Origin of the sequence: Geobacillus sp. FSL K6-0789 (assembly GCF_038593135.1) — a bacterium.
GTDB classification, from domain to species: Bacteria; Bacillota; Bacilli; order Bacillales; family Anoxybacillaceae; genus Geobacillus; species Geobacillus stearothermophilus.
On the sequence record NZ_CP151966.1, the window covers coordinates 631,498 to 647,711 of the forward strand.

The 16,214-nt window shown below is 54.3% G+C and carries 12 protein-coding genes and 4 pseudogenes; 13 read left to right on the plus strand and 3 right to left on the minus strand.

The window, feature by feature from the left end; translation table 11 throughout:
* Positions 1 to 57 precede the first annotated feature (57 nt).
* Positions 58 to 209 (plus strand): annotated as a pseudogene (locus NSQ51_RS03325) (helix-turn-helix domain-containing protein); the annotation flags it as partial.
* A 181-nt stretch (positions 210 to 390) separates the two neighbouring features.
* Here the strand turns inward: NSQ51_RS03325 and yhfH are convergent.
* Entirely contained in the window at positions 391 to 528 is a 138-nt protein-coding gene (yhfH, locus tag NSQ51_RS03330) for a protein YhfH (protein WP_064502499.1), read from the minus strand.
* Between the two features lie 150 nt (positions 529 to 678).
* On the opposite strand from yhfH, the gene NSQ51_RS03335 reads away from it, so the two are divergent.
* The 3 genes and pseudogenes from NSQ51_RS03335 to NSQ51_RS03345 all read left to right on the plus strand — a co-directional run bounded on the left by NSQ51_RS03335 (position 679) and on the right by NSQ51_RS03345 (position 3,152).
* On the plus strand, positions 679 to 1,413 hold the full coding sequence (locus tag NSQ51_RS03335; protein ID WP_033013828.1) for an MBL fold metallo-hydrolase: 735 nt from the start codon (positions 679 to 681) through the stop codon (positions 1,411 to 1,413).
* Between the two features lie 137 nt (positions 1,414 to 1,550).
* Positions 1,551 to 2,308, plus strand: a pseudogene (locus tag NSQ51_RS03340) (AMP-binding protein); the annotation flags it as partial.
* A 46-nt stretch (positions 2,309 to 2,354) separates the two neighbouring features.
* Entirely contained in the window at positions 2,355 to 3,152 is a 798-nt protein-coding gene (locus tag NSQ51_RS03345) for an ABC transporter ATP-binding protein (RefSeq protein WP_033013827.1), read from the plus strand.
* 57 nt (positions 3,153 to 3,209) lie between these two features.
* On the opposite strand, the gene dat is transcribed toward NSQ51_RS03345, so the two are convergent.
* Complete coding sequence (dat, locus tag NSQ51_RS03350) at positions 3,210 to 4,070, minus strand: D-amino-acid transaminase (protein ID WP_049625044.1); 861 nt, start codon at positions 4,068 to 4,070, stop codon at positions 3,210 to 3,212.
* A 180-nt stretch (positions 4,071 to 4,250) separates the two neighbouring features.
* Between dat and NSQ51_RS03355 the strand changes: the two are divergent.
* Positions 4,251 to 4,415: pseudogene (locus NSQ51_RS03355) on the plus strand (AzlC family ABC transporter permease); the annotation flags it as partial.
* A gap of 171 nt (positions 4,416 to 4,586) precedes the next feature.
* A complete protein-coding gene (locus NSQ51_RS03360; protein WP_033011622.1) occupies positions 4,587 to 4,892 on the plus strand; it encodes an AzlD domain-containing protein in 306 nt (101 codons plus the stop codon).
* 112 nt (positions 4,893 to 5,004) lie between these two features.
* Here NSQ51_RS03360 and NSQ51_RS03365 read toward each other — a convergent pair whose 3' ends face one another.
* A complete protein-coding gene (locus NSQ51_RS03365) occupies positions 5,005 to 5,595 on the minus strand; it encodes an SCO family protein (protein WP_033013825.1) in 591 nt (196 codons plus the stop codon).
* Between the two features lie 172 nt (positions 5,596 to 5,767).
* Here NSQ51_RS03365 and NSQ51_RS03370 point away from each other — a divergent pair.
* The 7 genes and pseudogenes from NSQ51_RS03370 (at position 5,768) to addA (ending at position 16,213) form a co-directional block, all read left to right on the plus strand.
* Positions 5,768 to 6,605: pseudogene (locus NSQ51_RS03370) on the plus strand (hypothetical protein).
* 103 nt (positions 6,606 to 6,708) lie between these two features.
* Entirely contained in the window at positions 6,709 to 6,903 is a 195-nt protein-coding gene (locus NSQ51_RS03375) for a hypothetical protein (protein WP_033011626.1), read from the plus strand.
* A gap of 126 nt (positions 6,904 to 7,029) precedes the next feature.
* Positions 7,030 to 7,569 (plus strand): competence protein ComK, encoded by a 540-nt coding sequence (locus tag NSQ51_RS03380; RefSeq protein ID WP_033011628.1) that lies wholly within the window; start codon positions 7,030 to 7,032, stop codon positions 7,567 to 7,569.
* Positions 7,570 to 7,669: 100 nt separating this feature from the next.
* Positions 7,670 to 8,293, plus strand: coding sequence for a TVP38/TMEM64 family protein (locus tag NSQ51_RS03385; RefSeq protein WP_033013824.1), 624 nt, complete (start codon positions 7,670 to 7,672; stop codon positions 8,291 to 8,293).
* Complete coding sequence (lepB, locus tag NSQ51_RS03390) at positions 8,290 to 8,844, plus strand: signal peptidase I (RefSeq protein ID WP_033013823.1); 555 nt, start codon at positions 8,290 to 8,292, stop codon at positions 8,842 to 8,844. Before NSQ51_RS03385 ends, lepB begins: the two co-directional genes overlap by 4 nt.
* A 137-nt stretch (positions 8,845 to 8,981) precedes the next feature.
* Entirely contained in the window at positions 8,982 to 12,488 is a 3,507-nt protein-coding gene (gene addB, locus NSQ51_RS03395; protein WP_290125551.1) for a helicase-exonuclease AddAB subunit AddB, read from the plus strand.
* The gene (addA, locus tag NSQ51_RS03400) at positions 12,485 to 16,213 is read left to right on the plus strand and encodes a helicase-exonuclease AddAB subunit AddA (protein ID WP_061567349.1); all 3,729 of its coding nucleotides are present in this window, start codon (positions 12,485 to 12,487) and stop codon (positions 16,211 to 16,213) included. The genes addB and addA overlap by 4 nt, the downstream gene beginning before the upstream one ends.
* The last annotated feature ends 1 nt before the right edge of the window (position 16,214 follow it).

Sequence of the window (16,214 nt, forward strand, 5' to 3'; positions counted from 1 at the left end):
TATAATGGATACGAATTGACTGAATCGTTCATTTAGTCAAATTAAAGGATGAGGCCAATGGCAAGCGACCGTAAACGGCAAATTATCGAGGCGGCAACTCAATCGTTTGCGGCATTCGGCTACAAGGCGACGACGATGGAACAAATCGCCAAGCTCGCCAATGTCGGCAAGGGAACGATTTATACGTTTTTTTCCGTGAAAATAATGAATCCATGAGCGGTTATTTTCATGCTTGGGTGGCGAGTAAAAGCTTACTCATGGATGTTTTTTGTGTAAAAAAAAACGCCCCCACACGGGGGGCATTAAAGCAAAAAAGGCAGGTTGCATCGGGGAACAGCCTATTGCCGGCGGGGCAGCCGGCATCGTGACGCAAGGGCAGCGTCCGCTCACCTAGTGGCGGTAAGCGGTGCCAAGGCAGTCAGAGCATGTGTTGCCGTAGCACTCGTGCTGCTCGTCGATCGTTTTGCCGCATTGCGAGCACTTTTTCGGTGCTATGTTTTTGAAAAATTCTAACACTTTCATCAACATTGTGATCCCCTCCGTTGTCTTGGTGATTTCATTGTATTATAACACAGATAAAAATGTCAATAGGTGTTTTAAAACAACATCAACAAAGATGAAAAAAAGGCAGCCGTCGTGTATGATGAAGACAAAATGGGTGGAAGGAGAGGAAAGGGAATGAAAGTGACAGTCATCGGCTATTGGGGAGGGTTTCCCGCCGCCAATGAAGCGACATCCGCTTATTTGTTTGAGCATGACGGGTTTCGCATGCTTGTCGACTGCGGAAGCGGGGCGCTCGCCAAGCTGCAAAACTACACGGCTGTAGAAAACTTGGATGCGGTTGTCGTCTCCCACTATCACTATGATCATATCGCCGATATCGGCCCGCTCCAATATGCGCGCCTCATTCATAAAAATGTAGGGGCGGATTTGCCGGTGCTGCCGATTTACGGCCACCAAGAAGATGAGGCGGCCTTCGCCCGCCTGACGCATAGCGGCATTACGGAAGGGATTCCTTATGATCCGGCCAAGGTGCTTGCGGTCGGTCCGTTTTCGCTTTCATTTTTGAAAACAGTCCATCCGGTTCCGTGTTATGCGATGCGCATCACTGCCGGCGGCAACACGGTCGTGTACACGGCTGATTCGAGCTACATGCCGGAATTTACACCGTTTGCAAAAGGAGCTGACTTGCTCATTTGCGAGTGCAATTTTTACGCTGGACAAAACGCGGCGCCGGCCGGCCATATGACGAGCGAGGAAGCGGCGGCCATCGCCGAGGGGGCGGGCGTTGGTGAACTATGGTTGACGCACTTGCCGCACATTGGCAGGCACGAACAGCTCGTTGAAGAAGCGGAGCGGACGTTCCGCGGCGTTATTCGCCTCGCCCGCACCGGCTTAGTGTGGGCACAGTAGCGAAAAGCAGCGAAAAAAACGGCGAGGGAAGCGCTTTTGCTCGTCCTTCGCCGTTATTTTTTTATAATAAATTATAGTTCGAATTTTTTTACTTGAAAAATGAATGGTCATTCATTCATTTTTAAGGGGGAGATTGGATGAACTTAACGACGCGGTTGGCGCAAATCGCTAAACAACTACCGGACAAAGAAGCGTACGTGTTTATGGGGGAACGATGCACGTATCAACAATTGGACGCCGCGGTGTCTCGGTTTGCCGACGGATTGGCGCAGCTTGGCATTCGCCGGGGGGATCACATCGCCTTATTGCTTGGCAATTTGCCGCAATTTGTCATCGGCCTGTACGGGGCGCTGCGGCTCGGAGCGACCGTCATCCCGATCAATCCGATTTATACGCCGGAAGAAATTGGGTATATTTTGCTTAATGGCGACGTCAAAGCGGTAATCGGGCTCGATTTGCTCGCTCCGCTCTTTGCCGGGGCGAAGCAGCGCCTGCCTTTGCTGAAGCAGGCCATCGTTTGTGAAACGCCGCAAGGAAAGGAAAAAGGGATTTCGCTGTCCGATGAAATAAAATCGTTTGCAGAAGTGTTGGCTGCCGGCGAAGTCGGTGAACTTGTTGTGCGCGGCCCGAACGTCATGAAAGGGTACTACAAAATGCCGGAAGAAACGGCGGCTGCCTTGCGCGATGGCTGGCTGCACACCGGCGATTTGGCGCGATGGATGAGGAGGGCTATTTCTACATCGTCGACCGGAAAAAAGAGATGATCATCGTCGGCGGCTACAATGTATATCCGCGTGAGGTCGAGGAAGTGCTGTACAGTCATCCAGGCGTCGTCGAAGCCGCTGTGATCGGCGTGCCGGATCCGGATTACGGCGAGGCGGTGCTGGCGTTTGTACAGAGGAAAAAACGGAAAGCAGCACAGCTTGAGAGGGGAGAGACGGTTGCTGGAGCTAAAACGAATTACAAAAGTATTTAACGAAGGAACTGCTGATGAAAAAGTCGCCTTGCGGGGGATTGATTTAACGCTGGCCCCCGGCGATTTTGTCACGGTCATCGGCAGCAACGGCGCCGGAAAGTCGACGTTGATGAATATCATTTCCGGCCGGCTGTCCCCTGATACGGGTGAAGTGTGGATCAACGGCCGCAACGTCACGGCGCTCAAAGAACATGCCCGCGCCCGCTACATCGGCCGCGTGTTTCAAGATCCGATGGCCGGCACCGCCCCCCATATGACGATCGAGGAAAATTTGGCGCTCGCTTACAACCGAACAAGACGGCGCACGCTGCGTCTTGGTGTAACAAGAGAAAAGCGAAAGTGGTTTCGGGAAACGCTGCAAACGCTCCATTTAGGGCTCGAAGACCGGCTCGCCGCTAAAGTCGGCCTTCTCTCCGGCGGGGAGCGGCAGGCGCTTTCACTGTTGATGGCCACATTCACAAAGCCGGATGTGCTTTTGCTTGATGAACATACCGCCGCCCTCGACCCGGCGCGGGCCGAGCTTGTCACCGAATTGACGAAGGAAATTGTCAGACAGCATCAGTTGACGACGCTGATGGTCACGCACAATATGGAGCAGGCGATTCGCCTTGGCAACCGGCTCATCATGATGGATGGCGGGCAAATTATTTTCACGGCCGCGGGAGAGGAAAAAGAAAAATTGACAGTCGAGCGGCTGTTGGAAGAGTTTCAGCGCATCCGCGGCAGCCGGTTTGCGAGCGACCGCGCTGTACTCGGTTCATAAAACGAAACGAGGTGCCCCAACGTTGCGGGCGCCTCATTTTCGGTGCAATGGAACGGGTCAAGCGGTTGGAAGCGGCTTGGTCGCCTTTTGATAGGCGGCTTGCAGCGCTTTCGTCACGTCCCCCGGTTCGCCGTTTCCGATCAATGTTTCTTCTACTTGGACGATCGGAGTGATCGCCGAGGTGGTGCTCGTCAAAAACAATTCATCGGCTTCGGCGAGACTGCTGACGGAAAACGCCTTTTCGATGAACGGAATGCCAAGTTCAGCGCAAAATTCCTTCACTTTGGTGCGGACGATGCCGTTTAAAATCCGCTCCGTCGCTGGGTGAGTATAGACGGTTTTGTGTTTGACAAGGAAAATGTTCGATGAACTTCCCTCGGTCACGACGCCGTCGCGGTGGAGAATCGCTTCAAACGCTCCGCGCTCGACGGCTTCTTGTTTTGCAAGTACGTTCGGCAGCAAGTTCAAGCTTTTAATGCAGCAGTACTCCCAGCGGACGTCTTTGGTCAAAATCGCGCGCACGCCGCGCGCCATTTCCTCCGTTTTTCGCGCCATCGGCTGAATGTAGGCGTACAAATTCGGCCGGTTTTCGGCCGGAAATGCATGGCTGCGCGGGAAGCTCCCTCGCGTCACTTGCAAATACAAAATGGCATCTTCTCGCACATCGTTCATGCGGCGCAGCTGCTCGAGCCGCTCAGCCAACTCTTCATGGCTGAACGGAACGGCGAGGCGAATGGCCGCCGCCGAGCGGTATAGGCGGTCTAGATGTTCATGGAGCCAGATGTACGTGCCGCTGTATAGACGAACGACTTCGTAGACGCCGTCGCCAAACTGCAAGCCGCGTTCTTCCATCGGATAGGCAACTTGTTCGGAACGAAGGAGGCCGCGTTCGGTCAAAACATATGCTTTTACGGTCATGGACGTGCACTCCTTTTCTTGTGACAAATCGATCGTCAATCAATTTGATTATATCATAGAGGAAAAAAAAACTGTGATGGATTTTCGGGTTACGAAACATCGTTCTTTTTTGCATAATGGAGCTATTAATCTAGCAAGACGGGGGGATGATCAGTGGAAACGACATGGGAAGCTAGCAAGATGGCGCCGTTTCGCCAAGGAGTGCAAGCGGGGGTGGCGATCGCCATTGGCTATACGCCGATTGCGCTCGCTTTTGGACTACTCGCCAAGACGACCGGGCTGATGCTTGGCGAAACGGTGCTGATGAGCCTTGTTGTCTTTGCTGGCGCTTCGCAATATATTGCCCTCAGTTTGATTGCCGCCGGCACCGGGGCGTTGGAAATCGTGTTGACGACGTTTATTTTAATTCTATCGGCACGTTTGTTCTTCACTTGTCGAAAGGATGGTCGATCGTGTTGGCTACGTTGCTGTCGGCTGTCATCGTTCAATGGCTGGCGAAAGAAGGAGGAAACGGCGATGAATAGCACGATCGTCTGGATGATCATCGGCATGGGAGTCGTGACGTACTTGCCCCGCCTGCTGCCGTTTGTGCTGCTCGGCCGCATCCAGCTGCCGCCGTTTTGGCAAGGGGTGCTGAAAAACGTGCCGTATGCAGTGCTTGGGGCGCTCATTATTCCTGACGTTTTTTTCATCCAAGATGATGTTGTGTTCGGAGCCATTGGTTTTGCGGCGGCTGTCATCGCGGCTTGGTTCGGGGCCAATGTCATGGTCGTCGTTCTTGCCGCGGTTGCGGTCCTCAGTCTGTATTCGCTCGTCGTTTGAATGATGCTGTCTTTGGCAAGGGGGCAAAAGGCGCTGGATTTCCCTGGAACACACATCATCCAGCACAAACAGGTGTCCCGAGTGATCGGGACACCTGTTTGTTGCGGCGATATTACGGCAACTCATTCATAATGGTTTCATATACGTCATCGACGTGAAACCGCGAAGTCCCCATCCCGACCTGCTCAATGACGCGGCCATCGCGGTCAAGCAAGTACGCGAGCGCTGTATGCACAATCATCCCGTTGCCCGGGTCTCGGTATTGAAAATCGAAGGCGTCGGCTGTTTTTTTTGTTTCGTCCTCGCTGCCGCGCAAAAATACCCAGCCTTGCCCGTCGCCGGTTACGCCAAACGTGCGGGCATATGTTTGCAGCTTTTCTTTCGTGTCGCGGGCCGGATCAATCGTGATGGTGATAAATTCGACATCCCGCCCAAATACACCGGCGCTTTCCAGCCGGTCGCGCAGTTTCGCCATTTGCATTGTCGTATTCGGACAAATATCTGGACAGTTTGTATAAATAAACTCAACGAGCCGCACTTTCGGCGGCAAGTCGCCGAACGCATACGGACGCCCCCAGGCAGTTTCCATTGTGACATCATGGGGAAGGCGCGCGGTAGATGGCTTATAAACGGTAAAGTAAAAGATGCCGGCGCCGATTCCGAACAGTACGAGGCACGCTGCTATCGTATACCACTTTCTCATTCCCATCACTCCTCTATTCATGATCATACCAAAAGTAAGGATAGGAAAACGGTGTTGTTTACGAACAGTTTGTGTCTATTTTCCTAATTCAAAAAAGCTTGCATTTTTTTGTTATATAATAAAACCGTAAATAAAAATGATGTATTATAACAAAGAGATGGGGGAAGGAAAAATGGCGTCATTTGCTGAACGTGTCCGACAATTAGAGGAAAGCTGGAAAAATGAAGAGCGCTGGAAAGGGATCGTCCGCCCGTACAGCGCCGAAGATGTCATTAAACTGCGCGGCTCGATCGATATTGAGCATACGCTCGCTCGGCGCGGCGCAGAAAAACTATGGAAACTGCTCCATACCGAAGACTATGTCCACGCGCTTGGTGTGTTGACGGGGAATCAGGCCGTGCAACAAGTGAAAGCCGGGTTGAAAGCCATTTATTTAAGTGGATGGCAGGTGGCAGCCGACGCCAACCTCGCCGGGCAAATGTATCCGGACCAAAGCTTGTATCCGTCCAACAGTGTTCCGCACGTCGTCAAACGCATTAATCAGGCGTTGCAGCGCGCTGATCAAATTCAATATTTGGAAGGTAGTGGAGACATCGACTACTTTGTTCCGATCGTGGCTGATGCCGGGGCGGGGCAAGCTGCTGGCCTATAACTGCTCACCGTCGTTCAACTGGAAGAAAAAATTGGACGATGAAACGATCGCCAAATTCCAGCAAGAGCTCGGCAAAATGGGGTACAAGTTCCAGTTCGTTACTCTGGCTGGATTCCACGCGCTCAACTACAGCATGTTTGAACTGGCGCGCGGCTACAAAGAACGCGGCATGGCTGCATACGCCGAACTGCAGCAAGCAGAATTTGCCGCTGAAAAATATGGCTACACTGCAACGCGCCATCAACGCGAAGTCGGCACCGGCTATTTTGATGAAGTCGCCCAAGTCATCTCCGGCGGTCAAGCATCCACCGTCGCCTTGAAAGGATCGACGGAAGAGGAGCAGTTTACGACCGCTTGACGGCGGCTATTGCCGTATATCGACGGAAGCCCGGTTTGACCGGGCTTTTTTGCGTATAAAAGGAAAAAGCTGGCGCACTCTATAGACGGAGGGAGGCGATGAAATGGAAAAGAAAAAAGATAGTCTGCCGGAGCTAATCCCTGCCGAATTCCGCGTCAGCACCGATCTCCATTTTGAACAATCGTGGATGAACGAGGAAACGTATGCAGGCGATTCGGTCGGCGAACATACGGCGCTCGAGCAAGCGAACGAGTATTTAGCAATGAAAGAAATCGGCCAGACGTTTGAAAACTCCTGACAATGCCCATGACGATCGTCATGGGATTTTTTGCGCAAAAAAACGCTGGCTTTTTTAAAAATATAGAAAAATATAACTATTGGTGGTATGATAGGAGTGGTGAGTTCGTTGAGAGGAGATGAGACGATGAAAGTAAATGAATTTATCATCCTAAACCATTTCGTCGTGAGCCGTTATACGATGGCGATTCTCCCTTATTTGTTGAACAATGACCTGTATGCAAAGGTCGTCGAGGAAGATGGCGAGTACATTGTCAAACAAACGCCCCTCGACATTATTAGACATAGCTGCGATTATTATGGCTGCAGCTTTCAAGGCAGAAAAGAGGGAACAAAGGCCGTGATCGGCATCACCCACAAAGCGCCGATCGCCATTGAACCGTCCAACGAAATTTACTTCTTTCCCACCGCTTCCCCGAAAGATTCCTGCTGTGTTTGGCTGTCGCATATGCATGTCTATCGGTATGAGCCTGCGAAATATGAGCGGACGGTTGTATACTTCCGCAACGGGAAAAGCGTTGTCCTCGATGTGTCCTGCAAATCTTTCATCAACCAATTGCACCGAACAGCCCAGCTGCGGACGAAACTGTCGGAGCGAATGGAGGCGAGAGAGCGCAAACTGCAATACATATATCGCATGCAGCAAGAAAAGCATGTGACGGAATAACCGCCATGATAAAAAATGGGTTTTCACAAGCAAAAGTTCAAATTGCGCGGCCGAGCGTGTAAAATAAAAATATAAACGGCATTTGAATGGAGAAAGAAAGATGAATATGGAAAATTTGAAACAATGGCTCACGCTCGACCACGTGCTTTCCTTACTCGACCATTACCGTTCCTTCGGCATATTTCCCGGCATTGCGGCGACGCTGCTCGAGTCGTTTTTTCCGATTTTGCCGATGGTTGTGTTTGTGATGGCGAACGCAGCGGCATTCGGGTTGTGGAAAGGGTTTTTCATTTCTTGGATTGGCGCTTCGCTCGGCTCGCTCATCGTCTTTTGGCTGACGCGGAAGATCGGCCAGCAGCGTTTCTTTCATTTTGTCCGCCGCCATCCAAAAGTGCGCCAGTTTATGCACTGGATTGAACGGCACGGATTCGGGCCGCTGTTTTTGCTGTATTGCTTTCCTTTCACCCCGTCGGCGCTTGTCAATATCGTTGCCGGTCTGTCACGCATCAGCCGCCAGCAGTTTGTATTAGCGGTCTTGCTTGGAAAGATGATCATGATTTTTACGATCAGCTTTATCGGGTATGACTTGGTGGCGCTTGTCCGCCAGCCGTTGCGTACGGCGGCGATCGCTGTTGTTGTGCTGCTGCTTTGGTATGCGGGAAAACGAGTAGAGGCAAGATTTTCGTTGACGGAAAAACAACGCAGCGAGGAGGACAGGGAGTGACCAAACGGAAACAAGGAAAGAAGCGGGGACGCCGCTGGCCATGGCTCGCCGCTGTCGGGTTTGTCGCCATGCTCCGTTTTTTCGTTTTCAGCAATTATATGGTGGAAGGAAAGTCAATGATGCCGACGCTGCAAAGCGGCAATTTGCTGATCGTCAATAAGATCCGTTATGAAATTGCCCCGATTCATCGGTTTGATGTCGTCGTGTTTCACGCCAATCAAAAGGAAGATTACGTGAAACGGGTCATCGGGTTGCCGGGGGATCGGATCGAGTACAAAAACGATGTGCTGTATATTAACGGTCGACAGGTCGATGAACCGTATTTGCGGCCGTATAAGCAGCAACTCCTTAGCGGGAAGCTGACAGGCGGTTTTACCCTTGAAGAGGTGACGGGAGAAAAGCGGGTGCCGGCTGGCTGCATTTTTGTCCTTGGCGACAATCGGCTCAGCAGTTGGGACAGCCGCCATTTCGGCTTCGTCAAAATCAGCCAAGTGGTCGGCAAGGTAGACCTCCGCTATTGGCCGTTTCGGGAGATTGCTTTCCATTTTTGAGAAAATGGCGCATCGAGGTGCGGCGACGGTTTTGCCTAAGGGAGCGGTTGCTTTCAAGGAAGGCAGTTTTTCTTTACCAAATACGAACATATGTGCTAAAATAGAAAAGATAAAGGAAACGAATGGTGGTGATCGCCGTGTCGCTTCGCTTTTTGCTTGGACGATCGGGAAGCGGGAAGACGGCTATGTGTCTTGCGGAAATCCGCCGCAAGCTGCAGGAAGATCCGAGAGGAAAGACGATTGTTTACCTCGTTCCGGAGCAGATGACGTTTCAATGTGAATACGCCTTAATCCATACCGAGGGAGCAGGAGGAATGATCCGCGCCCAAGTGTTCAGCTTCCCCCGCCTCGCCTGGCGCGTCTTGCAGGAGACGGGAGGCATGAACCGCTACCACGTCCACGATGTCGGCGTGCAAATGATGATTCGCAAAATTATTGAACAGCGGAAACAGGAGCTTAAACTGTTTGGCCGCGCGGCGGACAAAAGCGGTTTTGTCGAGCAGCTGCATGAGATGATCGCCGAATGCAAGCGGTATTGCTTAACGCCGGACGAGCTTCGCCGCCGTGTCGAGGAGCTGGAAAGCGGGCCGAGCCGGCCGGGACGGCGCCTGCTGGCCGATAAGCTCAGCGATGTCGCGCTCGTTTATGCAGAGCTCGAGCGGAGCTTAAGCGGCCATTACCTCGATTCGGAAGATTATTTGCGCCTGCTCGCCGAACAAATCCCCCGCTCCTGCTATTTGCGTGATGCCGATGTTTATATCGACGGATTCCATCATTTTGCCCCGCAAGAATACATAGTGATTGAGCAGCTTCTTCGTCATTGCCGGCGGGTCACCGTTTGCCTGACGGTCGACCGTCCGTATGATGGTGAGATGCCGGACGAGCTCGACTTGTTTTATCTGCCGGCGCAGACGTACCGCCAGTTGCGCGAGCTTGCCTTGGCCAACGATGTTTTGCTTGAAGAGCCGGTCGTGCTCGCGGAAAACCGACGTCATCAAAGCGGGGCGCTCGCCCATCTCGAGGCGCAGTTTCATCGCCGCCCGCTGCCGCCTTACGAAGCGGAAGACGGTGCGGTCTGCCTTTATGAGGCGGCCAACCGCCGCGCAGAACTGGAAGCGGTCGCCCGGGAAATCATCCGCCTTGTCCGCGACGAAGGGGCGCGCTATCGCGACATCGCACTCGTCATCCGCCAAACGGAGGCGTACCGCGACCTTGTGAAGACGGTGTTTTTTGATTTTGGCATCCCGTATTTTATGGATGAAAAAGAGCCGATGCACCATCATCCGCTCATTGAACTTGTGCGCGCTGCTTTGGAAACAATTTCCACAAACTGGCGGTATGAGGCGGTGTTTCGCGCTGTGAAGACGGATTTGCTCTTTCCGTTGGACGGTGACTTGGTCATGTGGCGCGAGGCAGCCGACAAACTCGAAAACTATGTTCTTGCTTATGGGGTGAAGGGGGACAAATGGACGAGCGGCGAGCGCTGGCCGTATCGGCGCTACCGGGCGCTTGACGGGTTGAATGTGCCGCAGACGGATGAAGAACGGCAATTTGAGGACAAGTTGAACGAATGGCGGGAGACGCTGGCCGCCCCGCTCCGCCGCCTTGAGCGCCGTTTGCGCCGGGCTAAGGACGGGCGCGGGTATTGCACGGCGCTATATCTCTTGTTAGAAGAATTGCAGATTCCGAAAAAGCTGGAACAAATGAGCGCGCAGGCGGAAGCGGAAGGCCGCCTCGTGGAAGCGCGCCAGCATGAGCAGGTGTGGAACGCGGTCATCGATTTGCTTGACCAATACGTTGAAATGCTCGGAGCGGAACCGTTGTCGTTAGCCGAATTTGCTAAAATTATCGAGGCCGGGCTTGACCGGCTTGAGTTCTCCCTTGTGCCGCCGGCCATCGATCAAGTGATCGTCGCCCAGCTCGACCGTTCGCGCCTCATCGGCGTGAAGTATGCGTTTGTCATTGGCGCCAACGATGGCGTCATTCCGGCCAGGGCGAAAGAGGATGGGCTTATGGCGGAAATCGAACGGGAGCAGCTGCGCGAACTCGGTGTGGCGCTTGCGCCGGGGAGCCGGGAACAGCTGTTTTACGACCCGTTTTTTATCTACCTGGCGCTTGCCTGTCCAAGCGAACGGCTGTATGTTACATACCCGCTGGCCGATGGCGAAGGGAAAGCGCTCATGCCATCGCCGCTGATTAAACAATTGTCGGAGCTGTTCCCGAAGGTGAAGGTGCGCTTGTGCGGCAACGATCCGTTCGATGCCCCGGAAGAGAAGGCGGAGGCGTTTGTGACAGCGCCGCAGGCGACACAAACGTATTTGGTCAGCCAGCTGCGCGCATGGAAGCGAAACTATGGCATCGATCCGCTTTGGTGGGATGTGTACAACGTGTTCATCGCCCGCCCGGAATGGAACGAGAGGGTGCAAAAGGCGGTGTCGGCGCTGTTTTATACAAACAAAGCCGCGCCGTTGAAAAAACAATGGAGCCGGCGGTTGTACGGAAAAAAAATTCAGGCGAGCGTCTCGCGCATGGAGCAGTTTCAAAAATGCCCGTACGCCCATTTTATTTCACACGGGCTGCGCTTGAAGGAGCGAAGCATTTTCCGCCTCGAGGCGCCGGATGTCGGCCAGTTGTTCCATGCGGCCATTAAACAAATCGCCGACCGGCTGCGCGAACAGCACGTTGATTGGGGCGAACTGTCCCAACCGGATTGCGAGCGTCTGTCGGATGAAGCGGTCGAACGGCTTGCCCCCCTCATTCAACAGCAAGTGCTGTCCAGTTCGTCTCGCTATGAATATATGAAACGGAAATTAAAACACGTTGTCGCCCGCACGACCCACGTGTTGAGCGAGCATGCGCGGGCGAGCGGCTTTGTTCCGATCGGGCTCGAGCTGGCGTTTGGACCGGGCGGCGACTTGCCGCCGCTTCGCTTTCAACTGCGCGACGGGACGGTTATGGAGCTTGTCGGGCGAATCGACCGCGTTGACAAGGCAGAAAGCAGCGAAGGAGTATTTCTTCGCATCATCGATTACAAATCGAGCGCCAAAACGCTTGATTTGACGGAAGTGTATTACGGTTTGGCGTTGCAAATGCTTACCTATTTGGACATTGTGCTCACGTATGCTGAGCAACTTGTCAAACAGCCGGCGCTGCCGGCCGGGGTGCTCTATTTCCATGTCCATAATCCGATTGTGAAGGCGAAGCAGTGGCTTGACGATGAAGCGGAGATGGCGAAACAACTTCTTGAGCCGTTTCGGATGCGCGGTCTGCTGCTTGCCGATGTGGAGGCAATCCGGCTGATGGACAGTCAATTGGAAAAAGGGCAGCGGTCGCTGATTGTGCCGGTTAGGCTGACGAGCAGCGGAGCGATTCATTCTCAGTCTTCGGTCGCGAGCGCTTCTGATTTTGATGCGCTTCGCCAGCACGTCCGCCGTCTGTTTGCCGATATTGGCGGACAAATCGCTGACGGCATTGTATCGATTGCCCCGTACAAGCTGAAAAGCAAAACAGCGTGCGACTTTTGCGCCTTTAAGTCCATATGCCAATTTGACGAGGCGCTGTCCGGCAACGAATTCCGAAAGCTTGCCCCACAGACGGGGGAAGACGTGATGAAGAATATAACGAAAGGGAGGGGAGAGTCTTGAGCGTTGCGTTTCGCCCGAAGTCGGCCGGAAGCCGGTGGACGGATGAACAGTGGAAAGCCATCGTGGCCGGCGGCCGGGACGTTCTCGTCGCTGCGGCGGCCGGGTCTGGAAAAACGGCCGTTCTTGTTGAGCGAATCATCCAAAAAGTAACGGCGGAAGACGGGGCGACCGATATTGACCGCCTTCTTGTCGTCACGTTTACGAACGCTGCGGCGGCTGAGATGAAAGCAAGGATCGGCGAGGCGCTCGAGCGCGAACTCGCCAAGCGGCCGCATTCGCTCCATTTGCGGCGCCAGCTCAGCCTGCTCAACCGCGCCTCGATTTCGACGCTCCATTCGTTTTGCTTAGATGTCATCCGCAAATATTATTATTTGCTCGATCTGGATCCGTCGTTTCGCATCGCTGATGAGACAGAAATCGAACTGCTGAAAGAGGACGTCCTTGAGGAGCTGCTTGAGGAGGAATATGGAAAGGCGGATAACGAGCGCTTTTTTGCCGTCATTGATGCTTACACCGGAGACCGGAGCGATGCCGAGCTGCAAGACATGATTTTCGCGTTGCATGACTTCTCCCGCTCCCACCCCGCGCCCGATGAATGGCTGAAAGGCCTTGTATCCATGTATGAGGTCGATGAACAGACGCCGCCCGAGTCGCTTTTGCCATCGCGCTATATCAACCAACATGCGGCGATGGAGCTGGCAGCGGCCAAACGGCTCATCGAAAGGGCGTTGCGTCTTGCGCAGGAACCGGGCGGGCCGCGGCCGTATGAGAAACGGCTGCGCGAGGATGCCGCCGTTGTCGCTGAACTTGAAAGATGGCGGTCGCAATCGTGGGAAGGACTGTATCGTGCTTTGCAGTCGCTGGCGTTCGGCCGGCTTCCGGGCTGTCGCGGCGATGGCTATGATAAGTGGCTCGTCGATGAGGCGAAATCGCTTCGCGACCAGGCGAAGAAGAAACTGGAAGCGCTGCGCGACAACATATTTTCGCTGCCCCCGTCTGTCTGGATCCGCCATATGCGGGAGATGAAGCCGGCGGTTGAGACGATCGTTGCGCTTGTCCGCCGTTTTTCCGATAGGTTTCAAGCCGTGAAACGTGAAAAAGGGATCGTCGACTTTTCTGATTTGGAACATTATTGTCTGCATGTTTTGCGGCAGCGCGACCCGAAAACGGGCGAATGGCAGCCATCGGCGGCCGCTTTGGAGTACCAAGCGCAGTTTGATGAAGTGCTTGTCGATGAGTATCAAGATACGAACCTTGTGCAAGAAGCGATTTTGCAGCTCGTCAAAAAAGGAAGCGAGCGGACTGGCAACTTATTTATGGTCGGCGATGTCAAGCAGTCGATTTATCGTTTTCGCCTCGCCGAGCCGATGCTGTTTTTGGACAAATACAAACGGTTTGCCGCTGATGGGGCCGCAGGGGGAATGAGAATTGATTTGGCGCGCAATTTCCGCAGCCGCGCCGAGGTGCTGGACGGCACGAACTTCCTTTTTGCACAAATCATGGGGGAAACCGTTGGGGAGATGGCGTACGATGAAGCAGCCCAGCTTAAGTATGGCGCCGATTATCCGGATGGGGCGGATACTGTTCCGGAAGTGATGATCATCAACCGGCAGCGCGCGGCGGAAGAAGAGGACGAAGAGGCAGCGGAGCTTGAGGGCTCCGAGCTGGAGGCGCGCCTAATGGCCGAGAAAATCAAAGAAATCGTGTCGCGGCCATTTTATGTGCATGACCGCTCAAGCGGGCAACCGCGGCGTGCCATGTACCGAGACATCGTTGTGCTCGTCCGTTCGATGACGAACGCCCCGCAAATGATCGAGCAGCTGCAGGCGCACGGCATTCCGGCGGCTGCCGATTTATCGTCCGGCTACTTTCAGGCGACGGAAGTTTCGGTGATGCTGTCGCTTCTGAAAGTCATTGACAACCCGCACCAAGACATTCCGCTCGCCGCTGTGCTCCGTTCGCCGCTGTTTCGCTTTGATGAAAACGAGCTGGCCATGATCCGCCTCGCTGATCCAAAAGGAACGTTTTATGAGGCGCTTCAGTTGTTCCGGCAAAAGCCGGCGGAAACGGATGAGGAGGAGGCAGCCAAGAAAAAAGCGGCCGCGTTTTTGGAGCAGCTCGGGCGCTGGCGAACGATGGCCCGCCGCCGCTCGTTGGCCGACCTCATCTGGCAGCTGTATCGCGATACACAATTTTACGATTTTGTCGGCGCGCTGCCGGGTGGAAAGCAACGGCAGGCCAATTTGCGCGCCTTGTATGATCGCGCTCGCCAATACGAATCGACGGCCTTTCGCGGGCTGTTCCGCTTTCTCCGCTTTATTGAGCGGCTGCAGGAGCGCGGCGATGATTTAGGAGCAGCCCGGCCGCTTGGTGAGCAGGAAGATGTCGTGCGGGTGATGACGATCCATAGCAGCAAAGGGCTCGAGTTTCCGGTCGTCTTTCTGGCCGGACTCGCCCGCCCGTTTTATACGCGGGATTTGCATCATCCGTACTTGCTGGATAAAGAGCTCGGCTTTGGCGCCCGTTTTGTCCACCCACAGCTGCGCATCAGCTATCCAACGCTGCCATTGCTGGCGATCCAAGTGAAAAAGCGGCTCGAGCTGCTCGCCGAGGAAATGCGCATTTTGTACGTTGCGCTGACAAGAGCGAAAGAGAAGCTTTATTTGATCGCCGCGGTCAACGATGCCGATAAGGAGATCGAAAAATGGAAAGGCGTTGCGGGAGAACGCGAATGGCTGCTTCCCGACGATGTGCGGGCATCGGCCCGTTCCTATTTAGACTGGATCGGCCGGGCGCTCATTCGCCACCGCGACGGGCGCATTTTAGCGGGAGAGAAGGCGCCGGATGAAATCGCCTCCCATCCGTCCGTATGGCGTATTGCCATTGTGCCCGCGGCCGAGCTGCGCAGCGGCGAGGCGGCTGCCGGCCAGGCGGACGAGAGCATGCTCGCTGCGCTTGAACATGGCCGCCCTGTTCCGGCTGGCGGCGGCTGGAAAGAGGAAGCAGAGCGGCGTTTGTTATGGCGGTATCGCTATGAAAAAGGGACGATTGTGCGCGCCAAACAGTCGGTGTCGGAGCTGAAAGAGCAACGGGTGCTGTTTGGCGAGCTGGCGAGTGAATGGCCGCTGCGCCAAGGAACAGCGCCGATTTTCTCGCGGCCGCGCTTTATGCAGGAAAAAACGTTGACGCCGGCGGAAAAAGGAACCGCGCTTCATATCGTCATGCGCCATCTCGACTTGCGTGCGCCGGTCAGTGAAGCGTCCATCCGTGAGCAAATGGGTCGGCTCATCGAAAAAGAGCTGTTGTCGGCCGAGCAAGCCGAAGCGGTCGATGCGGCCGCGATCGCCGCCTTTTTCGCTACGGATATCGGCCGCCGCCTTTGCGCCGCCCGCGAGGTGCACCGGGAAGTGCCATTCAGTCTAGGGCTTCCGGCTTCCCATCTTTACGGGCATGACGGGATGGAAGACGACCGCCGGGTGCTTGTCCAAGGGGTGATTGACTGTGTGTTTGCGGATGAGCGCGGTTATGTGATGATCGACTATAAAACGGATGAGGTGACCGGCCGTTTTGCCGGCCAGAAAGAGGAGGCCGCCCGCTTTTTGCTCGGCCGCTACGGAACGCAAATGCGCCTGTATCGGCAAGCGATTGAGCAAATTTGGCGCGTGCCGGTAGCGGAGTGCTATTTGTATTCGTTTGACGGCCAATACATTATCGCGGTGGAATGAC